Annotated in this window: 14 protein-coding genes; 7 read left to right on the top strand and 7 right to left on the bottom strand. The window is 46.4% G+C overall.

Going from position 1 to position 15,940, the window contains the following annotated elements; all coding sequences use genetic code 11:
- Nucleotides 1-165 precede the first annotated feature (165 nt).
- A complete protein-coding gene (gene purU / locus AMJAP_RS06650) occupies nt 166-1,023 on the top strand; it encodes a formyltetrahydrofolate deformylase (protein ID WP_019621469.1) in 858 nt (285 codons plus the stop codon).
- A 238-nt stretch (nt 1,024-1,261) separates the two neighbouring features.
- Here the strand turns inward: purU and rarD are convergent, their stop codons facing one another.
- The 4 genes from rarD to AMJAP_RS06630 form a co-directional block, all read right to left on the bottom strand.
- Entirely contained in the window at nt 1,262-2,176 is a 915-nt protein-coding gene (rarD, locus tag AMJAP_RS06645; RefSeq protein ID WP_026340082.1) for an EamA family transporter RarD, read from the bottom strand.
- A gap of 240 nt (nt 2,177-2,416) precedes the next feature.
- Nucleotides 2,417-3,133, bottom strand: a complete 717-nt coding sequence (locus AMJAP_RS06640; RefSeq protein ID WP_019621467.1) for an aspartate/glutamate racemase family protein — start codon at nt 3,131-3,133, stop codon at nt 2,417-2,419.
- 12 nt (nt 3,134-3,145) lie between these two features.
- On the bottom strand, nt 3,146-4,387 hold the full coding sequence (locus AMJAP_RS06635; RefSeq protein WP_019621466.1) for an NAD(P)/FAD-dependent oxidoreductase: 1,242 nt from the start codon (nt 4,385-4,387) through the stop codon (nt 3,146-3,148).
- A gap of 35 nt (nt 4,388-4,422) precedes the next feature.
- The gene (locus tag AMJAP_RS06630) at nt 4,423-4,770 is read right to left on the bottom strand and encodes a RidA family protein (RefSeq protein ID WP_019621465.1); all 348 of its coding nucleotides are present in this window, start codon (nt 4,768-4,770) and stop codon (nt 4,423-4,425) included.
- A gap of 621 nt (nt 4,771-5,391) precedes the next feature.
- Between AMJAP_RS06630 and AMJAP_RS06625 the strand changes: the two genes are divergently transcribed.
- The 4 genes from AMJAP_RS06625 to AMJAP_RS06610 all read left to right on the top strand — a co-directional run bounded on the left by AMJAP_RS06625 (nt 5,392) and on the right by AMJAP_RS06610 (nt 9,655).
- Nucleotides 5,392-5,856 carry a tripartite tricarboxylate transporter TctB family protein gene (locus tag AMJAP_RS06625; RefSeq protein WP_019621464.1) on the top strand — a complete coding sequence of 155 codons (465 nt, stop codon included), beginning with the start codon at nt 5,392-5,394 and terminating at the stop codon, nt 5,854-5,856.
- Nucleotides 5,857-5,870: 14 nt separating this feature from the next.
- Nucleotides 5,871-7,391 (top strand): tripartite tricarboxylate transporter permease, encoded by a 1,521-nt coding sequence (locus tag AMJAP_RS06620; RefSeq protein WP_019621463.1) that lies wholly within the window; start codon nt 5,871-5,873, stop codon nt 7,389-7,391.
- Nucleotides 7,392-7,469: 78 nt separating this feature from the next.
- Nucleotides 7,470-8,423: a Bug family tripartite tricarboxylate transporter substrate binding protein gene (locus AMJAP_RS06615; protein ID WP_019621462.1), complete on the top strand. Its 954-nt coding sequence runs from the start codon at nt 7,470-7,472 to the stop codon at nt 8,421-8,423.
- A 299-nt stretch (nt 8,424-8,722) separates the two neighbouring features.
- Nucleotides 8,723-9,655, top strand: a complete 933-nt coding sequence (locus AMJAP_RS06610) for a LysR family transcriptional regulator (RefSeq protein WP_019621461.1) — start codon at nt 8,723-8,725, stop codon at nt 9,653-9,655.
- A 229-nt stretch (nt 9,656-9,884) separates the two neighbouring features.
- Here the strand turns inward: AMJAP_RS06610 and lhgO are convergent, their stop codons facing one another.
- Together lhgO and glaH are read right to left on the bottom strand one after the other, a co-directional pair.
- Nucleotides 9,885-11,093, bottom strand: a complete 1,209-nt coding sequence (gene lhgO / locus AMJAP_RS06605; RefSeq protein WP_019621460.1) for an L-2-hydroxyglutarate oxidase — start codon at nt 11,091-11,093, stop codon at nt 9,885-9,887.
- A gap of 90 nt (nt 11,094-11,183) precedes the next feature.
- On the bottom strand, nt 11,184-12,134 hold the full coding sequence (glaH, locus tag AMJAP_RS06600; RefSeq protein ID WP_019621459.1) for a glutarate dioxygenase GlaH: 951 nt from the start codon (nt 12,132-12,134) through the stop codon (nt 11,184-11,186).
- A gap of 280 nt (nt 12,135-12,414) precedes the next feature.
- On the opposite strand from glaH, the gene csiR reads away from it, so the two are divergent.
- Nucleotides 12,415-13,116 (top strand): DNA-binding transcriptional regulator CsiR, encoded by a 702-nt coding sequence (gene csiR / locus AMJAP_RS06595; protein WP_019621458.1) that lies wholly within the window; start codon nt 12,415-12,417, stop codon nt 13,114-13,116.
- Between the two features lie 19 nt (nt 13,117-13,135).
- On the opposite strand, the gene AMJAP_RS06590 is transcribed toward csiR, so the two are convergent.
- Nucleotides 13,136-13,705, bottom strand: coding sequence for an NnrU family protein (locus tag AMJAP_RS06590; RefSeq protein ID WP_019621457.1), 570 nt, complete (start codon nt 13,703-13,705; stop codon nt 13,136-13,138).
- Between the two features lie 216 nt (nt 13,706-13,921).
- Between AMJAP_RS06590 and AMJAP_RS06585 the strand changes: the two genes are divergently transcribed.
- Nucleotides 13,922-15,820, top strand: a complete 1,899-nt coding sequence (locus tag AMJAP_RS06585; RefSeq protein WP_019621456.1) for a PhoX family protein — start codon at nt 13,922-13,924, stop codon at nt 15,818-15,820.
- Nucleotides 15,821-15,940: the final 120 nt, after the last annotated feature.

Genomic DNA, 15,940 nt, shown 5'->3' with positions numbered 1-15,940 from the left:
AAGCCCTGCAGCATTAACCTGGCAATCCCCTCCCTCATTTTTCCTCTTCACCTATCAAAAACCAGCTCTCAATGAACATAATTTTTGTTCGCAGGCCTAAATAAACTCTCGCATCTCTTTTTTTATGATTAAACTGAAAGGGTAGCCACCTGCCGGAGTACAGTTATGTCGGATACCCAATGGATACTGACCGCGCAATGCCCTAGCCGCCTCGGTACGATCGATGCCGTCACCGGGCTGTTATATCAAAACCAGCTTTATATCACCGAGCTACATTCATTCGATGACTGTAACAGCCAGCGCTTCTTTATCAGGGCAAACTTTCGCTCTGATGATCGCTTCGATGATAAAACCTTCCGTAATGAATTTCTGGAACGCGCCAACCGATTTGAGATGCAATGGGAACTTCGTCCAACTAATTACCGCCCTAAGGTTGTTATCATGGTTTCGAAATTTGATCACTGCCTGAATGACTTGTTGTACCAACACAAAATAGGCGCTCTGAACATTGAGATACCCGCTATTATCTCAAACCACCCTGATCTGGAAGACCTGGCTCGCTGGTATAACATTCCCTATCACCGCCTCCCTATTACAGCCGACACTAAAGCTCAACAGGAAGCACAAGTGTGGCAAATAATTCAGGACAGCAATGCTGAACTGGTCGTACTTGCCCGCTACATGCAGGTTTTATCATCCGATATGTGCCAAAAACTCGAAGGCTGGGCGATCAACATTCACCACTCCCTGTTACCAGGATTTAAAGGCGCTAAACCCTACCATCAGGCATGGGAGAAAGGCGTTAAAACGGTCGGAGCGACCGCCCACTACATCAATGATGATCTGGATGAAGGCCCCATTATTACTCAAGAGATAGAACCCGTAGACCACAGCTATTACCCCGAGGATCTGATCGCTAAAGGTCGTGATATCGAGCGAATGACTCTCACCCGCGCCGTGCGCTACCACGTTGAACAACGGGTATTTTTGAACGGGAATCGCACCGTTGTCTTTGCAGATTGAACAGCTAACACAAGTAACACACCCCTTTGAAAAAGGTCCTGAGAGAGTCGGCATATTCTGACAGGCAGTTGAGTAAAAGGGCTCCACAGGAGTCAAATTTAAGTCAGGTATTTCACTGAAACAAGCCCCAATACAGATTGATTGCCCATTACAGTCATAAGTGTTTGCAAGTGATATATTCGACCAGTTTTAGAAGAGTAGTTCTTGATAAATTCAATATTTTCAATCGAAGAAGAAATCAGATATCTAGTTTCTTTGGCCCTACAAGCTTGGCTAATTTGGCACGTCGGGTCGCATCAATAGAAAAGATAATGAAGCCTGCCCATACCAGAAGAAATGTTGTCAAACGCTCCATGTCCATCGCTTCTCCAAACACAAAAACGGCCAGCAAAAAATACAGTGTAGGTTCGATGTATTGCAGTACAGCGATGGTAGACAAATTATTAATCCGCGCTACACCAAAAGCGAACAGGCCCAGCGGTACAATCGTCATCGGGGCTGTCATGACTAAGAAAATCCGTACGTTATCTACGTCAGATTCCCAATGGGTCTGCCCCACCATACTCACCAGATAAAACAAAGCGAAAGGAACCATCAACAGCGTTTCAGCGGTTAGTCCATTGAGAGTATCGATTCGCACCTGCTTCTTAATTACTCCATAACAACCAAAAGCGCATGCTATACCGATGGTTATCCATGGAAAACTTTCTAAGCTCATACAAGCGTATAAAAAGCCACACGCGCAGAGCAGTAATGCCAGCCACTGGAGTGAATTTAGCCGCTCACGCAGATAAATCACACCTATCAAGATACTGATAAGCGGCGTGAGAAAGTACGCCAGACTGACCATTAATACCTGACCGTTAGTGGCTCCCCAGGTGTTTAGGTACCAACTGATAGAGATACAAGCGGTAGAAAGAAACAACCAAAAAAACGTTCTCGGTACCATCAACATTTTAAGAACACGAAACGGAGTAGCTGTTACCCAAAGTAATACCAGCATAAGGGGTACAGAACAAAGCACGCGTAAGGCAAAGATTTCCATTGCCTCCACACCACGTAAATGCTGATAGAAAAGCGGCGTTAGTCCCCAAACAATATAGGCAGAAGTGGTCCATAACAGACCATTTTGTGGGAGATTAAATCGTCGCATATTTAGGTTACAACTATGTATTATCAGATTAATAAAAAAGCTAAACAGACAATGAATAGATGCAATGAGCAGGATTTATTCAAGATTCTTGAATAACCAATTAGCCCCACAAATTTTTCATTGATAATGAAATAAAAGGCATCATGCCAATAGAAAGAGATAAAAATGCTGACTGGCGTTCAGTCCAAGTCAGCAATAATAGTGCGAGTAACCGCTTAATCAGGTTATGAAGAACCTGCTTCAAGCGATCTGACGATTCACCGTCGCCGCTACCATTCGGGTGAGGCTACTCAAGTCAAAGATAGGTAAACCGAACCGCTCTTGCAGTATCGGAGCAAAGTGCGATAGATCCGTACATTCTAGAACGATTGCCCCCACTTCCGGACTTTCATCCAACATGCCCTGTATCACCGAACTCAATTCTTGCTCAAACAGATCCATATCCAGATCATCTGTATTACCACACAGAATAACTTCGGAAAACTGCTTTTGATGCTGCATACCGGCAACCATAATAAGCTCGTCTGCAATACCGACTCCTTTCAGGTGATCATCGCTCAGAGCGTCACTGTTGGCGACAACCACACCTACTTTTTGATCGCTCTTCAATAAACGAGAGACCAACGGCACCTGAATCAGGCTTGACATAAATACTGGAACATTGACTGCATCAGCGATCTCTTTCTGATACAGCGCGAGGAAACCGCAACTACCAGTGATCGCTTTGACGCCTTCACGCTCCAGCTCTTGTGCCGCCTCGATAAATGGTTTCAGTAACTCAGGATCCCGCTCTCGAATCAAACGATCGATAGTCGCTCCTTTGACCGTATTGTAAAGAATCGGAAAATCAAAGCTGGCCGGATTTTTAATATGCCCATCTGGCTTCGGAAAATATGATTCCAAAGAGATGACTCCAAGGGTCAACCCATAATAGTTATTGCCGCCTTTCAGTATCATTTTTTCACCTTATCAACTAAATCGTGAAGCAGAGAACGGTTTCAGATCAACCGACGATGCCTCACCCTGAATACATTCTGTAATCAATTTACCGGTTATCGCGGCAAAGGTTAGCCCAAGGTGGCCATGCCCAAAGGCTACTTTTACGCGGGGGAACTTCTCCAATGGGCCGATGACTGGCAGTGTATCCGGTGTCGATGGTCGACTCCCTACCCAAGTCGATTTGATAGTCGGGTTATTACCCAGCATGACCTTCGCATGCTCTAACATCCCTTCGGTACGCTGTGGATTTAGCGGAGCATCAGCAAATGCAAACTCAGCTGTACCCGCTAATCGTATCCCGTCTTCCATCGGAGTAAGAAATACCGATTTATCCAGCCAACCTACTGGGCGACTCAACGATTTAGCGCCAATATCAAGTGTCAGGTGATAGCCCCGTTCGCTGACCATTGGCATCTTTACACCGAGTTGCGTCAAAATCTCTTTGGATGCCACTCCAGTGCATACGACAACCTGATCGTAAGTAGCAACACTGTTGCTCAAGCGAACCGATACCTCATCATCATTAGGTAATACAGCCTTCACCTCATCCAGCAGAATCACTCCGCCGTTGTTTTCAAAGTGAAGCGCGTAACGCCGACTCAGCTCAACCGGGCTTACTGTGAAACGAGTATCAGGATAAAAAACACCACCAACGTGAAAATCAGCTATATCCGGTTCCAGCTCACGCACCTGAGCCGCATTTAAGAACTCAAGGTTTACACCTTGTTCTCGACGCTCCTTAAGATCACCACCTTGTGCTTTAGCAAAACCATCTTCTGTCGAAAAAAGTCCCAAACAACCTTCAGATTTGATTAGATCCTGTGCATTAGTAATACGCAGCAGCTGTTGATCAGCCTGTCGACTATGCTCTTGCAAAGACTTCATCGCCGCCTTACCTTGCCGGTACTTAGCCGGAAAACAGGCTTTGAAGAACTCAAGTCCATAAGGTACAAGCGTGGGCAAATAGCGCCCCTGCATAGACAACGGGCTGGTTTTATCCAGCAACATCCCTGGCATCTTGCACATCATCGAAAACCGGGGGAACGGTAACCTGGCATAATCAGCAAACAAACCAGCGTTGCCAAAAGAGGCTCCCATACCTGGAGCCTCCTTATCGATTAAGGTCACCTTATAACCCGCAGCTTGCAGAGTCAGCGCTGTGGCAAGGCCAACAACACCTCCTCCTATAATTCCAATATGTGAACTTTTCATAGGTTCTACCTGGCGGGATCACCACGCCTAAAAACTTAAGGTTTAACTGCGACTACCTGAATCTCAACTAACAATTCAGGGCGTGCCAGACGGGATTCCACACAGGCTCTCACGGGGGGATTTTCGCTATCCACCCAGGCGTCCCAGACTTCATTCATCTGAGCGAACTGACGGATATCGGAGAGCCAAATATTAGCGCTGATCAGGTTACTCTTATCGGTACCAGCATCTGCAAGCAGCGCATCTATCTGAGCCAAAATTTGGCGGGTCTGCCCAGCCATACCCTCAGAGGGGTCTTTAGCTACCTGGCCAGCTGTCCAGATCAGATTTGCAAAGCTCACCAGCTGACTCATACGCTGATTGGAATGTTGGCGTTGGATCATGAGTTACTCTCTTATTATCAATTGTTCTTTCGCTTGTTATCTAAAACAATTTAGATACAGGCCTTAGTGCAATTATTATTAGCGCCAACAAACATAATTCCAAATCGGAAATATTTAGTATTTCATCAGGTTTTCTTATAGAAGGTAATATTATCGCCGTACTCTGAAATCACATTAAGACCTACAATCGACAAAGCAATCTCTTAAGCCAAGGTAGCCCGGCAGAAGAATGGTCACCCTCCCCCCCTAAGTTATTTGCTTCTGACTTGTCTCTCTAAACTAAAACCTGTCGTTTTATATCTTATTTACTACAGAGCTCTGATTCTTTTTCTGTAACAAGTTGTATAGGGCCGTTTGAATACCAGAACAGCCTTAGCAACTATGTTTACACCTTCAGCCCCTCTCTGATGAAAGGTGTACAACACACAAAAAAACATAAGAATAACTTATATAATCAAATATTTTTTAGAATATTTTTCTATTATTAATTTGATTACACTGAATTCATTAGTGACCTTATGCATAGAAAGTTTGGCTACCAAAACAGCATAAACTCCATATACAGCAGCTATTCAATGGTTAACTAAGGTCAATAAAAATAATAACCATTTAGGTAAAACAATGGACAGAAGAAAAATAGATATTGTCATTTCGACGATTTTAATCATCTTTTCACTGATCATCCTCACAAATGACAACCTTGCAGAAGGTGGCGCCGAAAGTGATCTGGGTATTATGTTCCTACCTCGTGTCGTGGCAGGCTTTATGATCATCTTCGCTGCAACTATCGCTATCCAGTCGTTCAACAAGCTTTCTAAAGGCACTGAACCTGAAGGGCCGGAGCTGATAATCACTAACGGCTATTCCGGTATCTTCATCTATATAGGCATCTTTGTAGCCTACTGGCTCGCCGTACCTCATCTCGGCTTTATAGTGACTACACCCTTTATCATGCTCGGCGTTGCAGTATTACTGGGAGGTCGAAACTGGCCCCCCCTCATCGCAATGTCTGTAATCACCCCAGTACTAATCTATTACGGATCGAAAGAGTTTCTGCGGGTCTATCTGCCAACCTGGACTCTGTAAGGGGAGATATAAAGATGTTAGATAACATTCTTAGTGGTTTTTCGGCAATCCTGGCGGTTGGCCCTATTCTCGGTATTATTGCCGGTGTATTCATCGGTATTATTTTCGGCGCCATCCCCGGTATATCCTGCATCATGGCAATAGCAATTATATTGCCAATGACATTTTATGTTGATCCGATCATCGGGATTACCATGCTGCTTGCTGTATATAAAGCAGGTATCTACGGTGGCTCAATCTCCGCTATCCTGATTAACACGCCCGGTGCGGCAGCGTCATTTCTGACCGCTCAGGACGGACATGCACTAACGAAAGCAGGAAAAGCAGGCAAAGCGCTTGATATATCGCTGTTTTCCTCAGTATCCGGTGAGATGCTGGCAACTTTGGTTCTGATACTGGTAGCCGCGCCTATTTCTGCGATATCACTGCAAGCGGGGCCGATCGAAAAAGTATTCCTGTTACTGTTTGCCTTTACTGTTATCGGCTCCATGGCAGGCGAATCCATTCCCCGTGGTTTACTCTCCTGCTGCCTGGGTATGTTATTTGCCATGGTAGGCATGGACTCCATTACCGGCTCCGCCCGATTTACCTTTGGTATCGACGAACTAATGGGCGGCTTTACCTTCACACCTATGTTGATCGGAATACTGGTAATGCCTGAGGTATTCAACGTTATCCGGCGCCGCAAAGTGCCACACCATGAACTAGCGATCACCCATTCACCGAATCCTGCTGATAATCGAATCAGCTTTAAGGAGTTCAAACAAGTATTCCGAACTATCCTTAAATCCAGCGGTATCGGTACTTTTGTCGGCGCTCTTCCTGGTCTGGGCTCCAGTACCGCGGCCTTTATCGCTTACGGTGAAGCAAAGCGTACTTCAAAAAAACCTGACGAGTACGGTAAAGGTTCTGTTGAAGGTATCGCAGCTGCTGAATCTGCTAATAATGCGGTATGCGGCTCTAGTATGATCCCAATGCTAACCCTGAGCATTCCGGGTGACGATGTAGCAGCACTGTTGATGGGAGCGTTCCTTATCCACGGTCTGACACCAGGTCCGATGATATTCTTTGAGCATACAGAGACTATCTACGCGATATTTGCCGGCTTTCTGATCACTGACCTGTTTCTGCTGGCCATCGCCCGAACCGGCTTTAAGTTCTTCGTGAAAATGGCATCACTGCGTCGCTACTACATATTCCCATGCGTTACTGTATTTGCCTTTACTGGCGCCTTCACTGCAGGCCAGAATATGGATGACATTCTAGTACTGATAGCCTTCACTATTATGGGTTTCGGCATGCGAATGGTTGGCTTAAACCCCGCTGTATTCATCATTGGTTTCATCCTGACACCGTTTCTGGAACAGAACCTGGATCAAGCATTTGCCATCGTTGGTTCTGAGTATTACCTACTCTTTGCTTCTCCATTCTCATGGGTATTTATAGCGCTCTCCGCATTCTTTGTTTTCTCGAGTATGCGAATGAAACGAAAAACGTCAAAAGCCCCACCTCAGGCAAAAGAAAAAACTGCCTGATCATAAAAAGATCCCCTTTACAGGACTGCCCTGTGAAGACCGCTAAACGTAAATAAAAATAAGTCAAAGGAAGTAAGTATGAAAAGCCCTAAAAAAACCCTCCTATCTATTGCTACTGCAGTTACTATGACATTCGCATCAGGAGCTGCACTGGCAGAATATCCAGAGAAACCAATCCAGGTAATCGTACCTTGGGGGGCCGGCGGTGACTCCGACCTGACCACTCGTATCTGGGCAGATGCAGTCGAGAAAGAGCTGGGTGTTCCGGTGGTTGTTATCAACAAAACCGGCGGCGGCGGAGTGGTTGGTACCTCATTTGTGGCGCGAGCCAAAAACGACGGTTACACTCTGATTAACGCAGGTGTCAGTAACATGATGGTGACGCCTAATTTTACCAACACGCCTTATAACTTTAGTACCTTTACGCCAGTGGTAAAATACACCTCTGTACCGCTGGCAGTAGTCGTCGCTAAAGATAGCCCCTTCAAAACATTTGATGATTTTATCGCTGGCGCAAAAAATGGCAGAGTGACTCAGGGCTCTTGGGGGGCTTCCTCTTCCGGCACCATCATGGCCAATATTATCGCTAATCAGGCCGGCTACACACCAAAGTACGTTCACGGAAAAGGGGCAGCGGAGTCAATGGTTTCCGTGGTAGGAGGTCACATCGATTCGGCCGTATCCTTTCCGCCAGCCTTTGGTCCTCACGTAAAAGCTGACCGTGCACGAGCTTTGGTTATCGACCAGAAAATGGACGCGTTCCCCGGTGTTCCAACCTTTGCTGACTACGGTATCAAAGGTAGCTTTGGCGGCTGGTCTGGTGTCTTCGCACCAAAAGGGGTACCTCAGGAGGTTGTGGACAAACTGACAGCGGTTACCGCTAAAGTCATGAAAGACCCTAAAGTCCTGGAGGCATACGAGAATATTGGAGCCCTTGTAGACTTCCGCCACGGCCCTGAGTGGATAGCAGATCTGAAAGTCACCTACAAAATCTACACAGACGAAGCGGCACGGACTAGCAAGAAGAAGTAAGTACTTCTCAGGCTTTCAACGTCAGCAGGGTACTTATGCGTATCCAGCTGATGTTGAGCTTTACTTTTAAAAAGCCAACCCCTGTTTTAATTCAAAGCCCTCAATCACAACCTACTCAAACTGCCAATAGACAGGATAGTTCGATTTCATTCTTAACGTTATACGTTAGCTAATGACTCCTGCATCTGTACTGCCTTTAAGTACCAGAGTTGATCTTTAACGTATTTCTACTTATAACATAATGTCAGGCGCAACTTATAACACCAATCATAAGAAAAACTAATAATTAAGGCCGACCGATGAACCTCAAACAAATGGAAGCCTTTCGAGCAGTAATGCTGACCGGCTCGGTTTCTCAAGCTGCCAAGCAGCTATATCGAACCCAACCAGCAGTCAGTATGATGCTTAGTTCACTGGAAGAGGATATAGGTTTCCAACTATTCGAACGGAGGAAAAAACGACTATATCCTACCCCGGAAGCTAACTACCTTTATAACGAGGTAGCAGCAATTTTCTCCCGAATCCAGGATCTAAGTCAGACTGTACAGGACATTCAGAACAAACAATACGGCTTCCTCCGCATTGGTTGTATGCCAGGCCCATCGAACTTTTTTATACCTGATATCCTGGCGGACTACTTAGAAGAACACCCCAACGTTCAAGCGTCATTACAGACTCGAACTTCTGATTCCGTGGTTGAGTGGATCGCCTCTAACCAATATGACCTGGGCCTGGCAGAGATGTCGATGCATCAGTTAAACGGCAGTCGGAATCAAATCTTCGAACTATTATGTACCTGCGCCATCCCTGCAAACCACCCTCTAGCAGAACACTCAGTGATCACACCGGCAATGCTCGATGAAGAGCCAATGATAACGCTGCACCCCGATCACATGATCTTCCACGACTTATTACAGCTATTCGAAGCCAGCGGGCATCGTATGAACGTATGCTTGCAAACCCGCTTTTTTATACCTGCACTTAAGTTTGTTGAGCGTGGACTCGGAGTCTGTGTATTAGACCCAATATCAGCATTCAGTTACACCACCTACGCTCAACCGGGAAAAGTAGTCTTCCGTCGTTTTCAACCTGATGTACATTTACGTGTCGGGCTTATGTTCCCATCCGATGCTCCTTCATCGATGATAACGTTAGAATTTGCCGAGCTTTTACGCAACCGAATTGAAAACGTGATAGAAAACCCCGAGCGCTTTCTGAATTGGGGGCAATAACATTCCAAACTACATACGAAATATTAACAACTACACCAATTCTGGATATCGCGGTTGAGGCAAGTTCAGCAAATATTGGCCAGATATCTGAAGGCACTCCGATAAGTTCATAAGACAACGGCTTTGAATATTCAGATTACAGCAGACCGGCAAAGGCCTCTAATCTGGGTTATAAACAAAAAAAGCACCCTGAGGTGCTTTTTAATAAACAATTTTCAATAGCTGGCAATTAACTAGTCTGCTCCACTATTTTATCGCAAATATACTCGCCAATAGGAATCGCTGATGTTGCTGCAGGCGATGGCGCATTACAGACATGCAGTGATCGTGGGCTTTCAGCAAACAGAAAATCGTGTACCAATGATCCATCTTTCATAACCGCCTGAGCACGGATTCCCGCCGGATAATGCTGCAGATCTTCCGTTTTAAGCTGCGGACAGTACTTCTGAACCAATTTCAGATAACCCGGCTTCCAGAGAGAGTTCTTAGTTTCAACAATACCGGTACCAATATGGCCCTTAAGTACCCGCCAGAAACCGGGAAAGGTCACCATATCCCAAATATCGCGCAGGCTGATATTGATCTTCCCATAGCCTTCTCGTTTCCACCCCTGTACGGCATTCGGACCAACGGTAACAGAACCGTCAATCATTCGTGTCAAATGTACACCCAGGAACGGTAAGTCTGGATCGGGAATCGGATAGATTAAGTGGTTAACTATCTGATTGTATTTTTCCGGGAGCTTATAGTATTCCCCCCGAAACGGGATGATCTGGAAGTCAGTCTCAATACCCAGCATCTTCGTGGTGCGGTCCGCCATCAGACCGGAACAGGTAATCAGAAAACGACCTTTGAAACTAACCTGCTGCCCATTATGCAAAGCATCAACTGTTACTTCATCTGCCGTTTCTTTTAAGCCCGTTACTTTGTGATTCAGGCGGGCATCCCCACCTATCTCGACAAAACGCTCCGCCATCTTAGTGGTTACCTGTTGGTAATTCACGATGGCTGTATCTTTCACAAGAATCGCACCCAGACCAATAATATTCGGTTCACGGGCTTGCAACTGTTCAGCATCCAACAGCTCAACATCGATGCCATTTTCATGACAGCGCTTATAAAGCGCTTGCATCCGCTCTACTTCCAGATCGGTCGTAGCCACCAGCAATTTACCGCACTGATTGTATGGAACACTGTTCTCATCACAGAATTTCATTGTTGCGGCAACACCCGCTTTACAAAACTGTGCCTTCAGGCTCCCAGGTGCATAATAAACACCCGCGTGGATAACTCCGCTGTTATGGCCTGTCTGGTGCTTGGAGTACACAGACTCTTTTTCTAACAACAGAATCCTGGCGTCAGGATAACGCTGCTGTAGCTGCCATCCGGTCGACATACCAACGATACCGCCGCCGATAATGATGTAATCGTATGTCATTAGTATTCACCCTTATAAAGCAAAAAACGACGGAACAGTTGCTCTGCAACAGCCCCGCCGAAGTATATCAGCACTTATTAACGCGTATCATTACTTAGTAAAGTGACCGCGCTGGCGAAGTAGTTCGCGGCTTAACTGAGGATGAGCAACAAACTTGTCACGTCCATGCAGCCAGCAATGATTCTGAACCACCAGCATAGTACCTACCGGTAAGCGAACTCCGAAAAAGTTTTCATCCCCTTCCAGCGACTCACCCATCTCATACAGATAAAGACCTTCTGCCATATTCTGTGGTTCAGCAAACTGATCGATAAACAGCATATGCGGCTTACCATTTTTGTCCTCTTCAAAAAAGATAGGATGCTCAATCTTCGTTTCTACGTTCTTAGATTTCGGCGCACCCCAGACAATATCCTGCTTAGCCATTGGGTGATGATAGAAACGATCCAGCTCTGCCCAGTCATCGACGTGCAGCAACAATGAGTCACCGCCTTCCATATGAGCCTCACCCAGCTTCTGCATCAAGACAAAATCAGTACGCTCGTTTACATAAGTGCCATCGTTATGCAGTTCCATACGACGGTGAGCCTGGCGCAGATAACTATCAGAATTATCATCGTTCAATACTGTGAAACGAGCGTAGTACTTACCATACATCGCGTCATGGTTCGGCATACCGATAATATGTGAGATCGCAGTCGACAATTTAACATCAAACTCTGTACGTAACTCTCCCGCTTCAATATCAGGAGCACCCTCATACTGCAGCATGAAAGCACCGGTATCACGATCCTGCATGGTCTCGTTCAGAAACTTACCCAGCGCGTAGCCGGTGATAGCGTCAAGCTTGTCAGCAACCGCATAACGTAGAAATGGCTTATATTCCAACGCTTGTACTGGCCACTCAGCAATCGCTTTATCAAAAGCGCTGATTGTCTCTGATGTCAGGGTAACAACCTGCAAGCGTTTATTCGCAGCATAGGGTGCTACAGAAAATCCTTGAGGGGCAGTCGATTCAACTTCACGCAGCTGAGCTGTCATAGTGTTCTCTCCAAAACTGTATTTATTCTGTCCAGCGAACTCTCTTCAGGTACCACGACCAGATACTGGAGTTCTTATCAATTTTTTCTCGCTAACAAGCTCTGAATCAAGGCCGTTAAAATTGAGTCAGTAGCAAGGCAACTAAATAATGTCGACATTTTCGTATAACGTCAACATTATTTTTAAATACTTCACTTAACTAATGAATGTCGCTACTTTAGAATAGAGCTGTAAAATGATCACAAAGCCTTTAAAAACAGATAACTAAGTCAAAATAGCCATGAATAGATCGCCTGTAGCCGCAGATAACAACCGGAATAGCTCTGCCCTGATAGTGGTAAGCGAACTTAAACAGGATATTCTCAACGGCTACTTCCAACCCGGCGAAAAGCTTAAGATGACGCGTTTGAAAGAGCGCTACCAAGTCGGGGTTAGCCCCCTGCGGGAAGCATTATCACAACTTTTAATCGAACAGCTGGTCGTCGTGGAAAACCAACGGGGATTTAAAGTTCACCCGGTTTCCCGCGAAGAGATGCTGGATATCTACGCCACCCGCGCAGAAATTGAAGCGCTCTGTATTGGCCTGGCCATTGAAAAAGGGGATGATGAATGGGAAGCAGGTATTCTGGCTGCCGCTCATAAGATGAGTAAATTTGGTGACTTAGTAGAAAAAGACCCACAGGAGTGGGAGCGCCGTCACCAGGCCTTTCATACTGCTATTGCGATTGGCTGCAACTCTCCGGCGCTACTGCAGGTTCGCCGTTCGCTATATGAAAAAGCCTCTCGGTATCGAAATCTCTGGTTAAAGAAAAACATGGCTGAAAGTGCCATCTTTGATATCAACCAAAAAGAACATGAACGCCTGATTGAGGCCTTACTCGGTCGCAACAATACAAGCGCACAAGACCTCATCAAAGAGCACCTCTTGACCCCAAGTCGGGCACTTGAAGCCAACCAGGGTTTAGAAGAACTCGATCGTTAAAACCCGAATTAACAGTCAATCAACCGAATGGCGCTACACCGATCAGCCACTTATGAGCCCAGCCAACGGTGACACCGTAAAGCACAACCCCGGCTACGATCAAAATCAGGTCGTTATAGGATGATTCAGGCGCGCCAGGCAATGGGCGTTGTTGACGTCTTTTCATTGAGATACGGTCAACAACCGCCCAGGCAAGAAAACCGCCAAACAACAGCAGATCAGCAAGAGCTCCGTTGACCAGTAAGTGAGAAACCGCCCAGAGCTTAACGGCAATAAGCTGCGGATGCCCCGTTGCCCGCTTAATACGCCCAGGAAAGTATGGCGCCAGAAATAGTACAAATACCGGCAACAGCAATAACGCGGCCAGATGCCTCATCCATCCAGGCGTAACATAAACGATGTATGGGTCCAGCCGGGATTCACCATAACCACTGATGATTAGCCACAAGCCCAAAAACGATATCACCGCATACAACAGTTTCCAGCCACTATCACTTATGGCAACGGCCCGTTCACGTAGCGGCTGAGCTACAATTGAAACAGAGTGAATTCCCAGAAATAGAATCAAACCCAATACTAAAACTAACATGCTGTTCCCTTTCGTTATTTACTTTAGCTATATAGCATTAGATAAACACAGAAATATTACATTGATCTTTCTTTACCGATAGATAAAGCCGGTATCGTCCCTTAACCTAATGTCATCGCTTCGTCATACTAGAGTCATCTATGATACATAATTAGCGTCTAGTCTGCGCTCTACGAACCTATACATTACATTCACATCCGTTTCAGGGATTTCAGCATGAACAAAGACCAACTGCAGGCCGACTCAGCTTTACACGCCGAAAAAGACTCCGATTTCAGCAAAATCATAGACGCTGGCCTCAGCCGTCGCCGCTTTCTGCAAGGTGGAGCGACAGCGATGGGGCTTTTCCTGGCGACAAATCCGCTGGCCAATGCAGTGGCCGCGACGACCCACCCAAGCAGTAAGCTACTGGGGTTCAAGCCTGTCGCGACCAGCACTGCAGACACTTTTATCGTGCCTGAAGGCTATACGGCTAAGCCACTGATTTCCTGGGGAGACCCTATCCTGAAAGGCGCACCAGCATTTGATGAAAGCGGGACACAGCCCGCCAGTGCTCAGGCAGCTCAATTCGGTGATAACACCGACGGAATGACTTTCTTCCCACTCTCTGAAGACCGTGCTCTGCTGGCCGTTAACAACGAATATACTAACTATAAACTGCTGTTTGATCACAAAGGCGACGCTATGACCGCCGATGATGTAAAAAAAGCTCAGGCTGCGCATGGCGTCTCTATTTTTGAAATTACACGTACTGCAGATGGCTGGGAATACAGTAAAACATCTGACTATAACCGTCGTATCACCGCTAACACTGAGATGATGCTTACCGGCCCGGCAGCGGGAGATAATCTTCTGAAAACCAGCGCCGATAAGAGCGGAAAAAAAGTACTGGGAACATTTAATAACTGCGCTAATGGTGAAACGCCCTGGGGAACTTACCTGACATGCGAAGAGAATTTTAATGGCTACTTTGCCAAGCCCGGGGCTGAATTAAATGGCCATGAAAAGCGCTATGGCCTGAAAGATGACAGTAAATATCAGTGGTACAAGTTTGATAACCGCTTCGATATCACCCAAGAGCCAAATGAACCTAATCGCCACGGCTGGGTTGTAGAAATCGATCCGATGGACCCAACATCGACGCCGATTAAGCGCACGGCACTAGGCCGTTTTAAGCATGAAAATGCTGCGGTGACTATCGCCGATAACGGCCAAGTAGTTGTATATCTTGGTGACGATGAGCGTGGCGAGCATCTGTACAAATTTGTCAGCAAGCAGAAGTTCAACCCTTCAGAAAAGGTAGCAAATCGAAATCTGCTGGACGAAGGGACCTTGTACGTTGCCCGTTTTAGCGCTGAGACTGGTGAAGTTCAGGGTAAAGGTGAGTGGATTGAGCTCACTTACGGAAAGAACGGCCTGACAAGTGAAAACGGCTTTAACAGCCAGGCAGAAGTTGTCATCTTCGCTCGCGAAGCTGCTACCGTTGTTGGTGCAACCACTATGGATCGCCCTGAGTGGGTTGCAGTGCACCCTACAACGAAGACTGTCTGCTGCACCCTAACCAATAACAAACATCGTGGGAAAAAGGACAATCAGCCTGTTGGCGGCCCTAATCCACGCGCTAACAATAAGTATGGGCAGATTGTTCGCTGGACTGAAACAAACAGCGATAACACAGCAACAAGCTTCAAATGGGATCTTTTCCTGGTTGCCGGCAACCCCTCAGTACATAAAGACTTCTTTGCCGGTTCGGCTAACATCAATAATGAGAATATGTTTAACAGTCCGGATGGGCTTGGTTTTGATCTGGATGGCCGGCTCTGGATCCTAACCGATGGAAAATATTCCAACGAAGGAGACTTCGCTGGCATGGGTAATAATCAAATGCTGGTTGCAGACCCGGAAACAGGAGAAGTCCGGCGTTTCGCAACCGGCCCTATCGCTTGTGAGATCACAGGATTAAGCTTCTCTCCAGATCAGCGCACCCTGTTTGTGGGAGTGCAACACCCAGGCGAGAAAGGTAAACCGTCGCACTTTCCAGCAGGCGGAAACAGTAAACCCCGTTCGACCATCATGACTGTTCAGCGCATTGATGGCGGTATCGTCGGCGCATGAACAACTGACTAAACTCAAGCCCCCTTCCCGGGGGCTTTTTTATGTCCCCAGTTTGCCACCTTTACACATATTGTCACCTGCCCGCTCTGATAAAATAGGCCTTAATTACTCGCTGAGATA

Origin of the sequence: Amphritea japonica ATCC BAA-1530, assembly GCF_016592435.1 — a bacterium.
Lineage (GTDB): Bacteria > Pseudomonadota > Gammaproteobacteria > Pseudomonadales > Balneatricaceae > Amphritea > Amphritea japonica.
The sequence above is the reverse complement of the archived record's forward strand: the minus strand, read 5'-3'. Positions and strand labels throughout refer to the sequence as shown.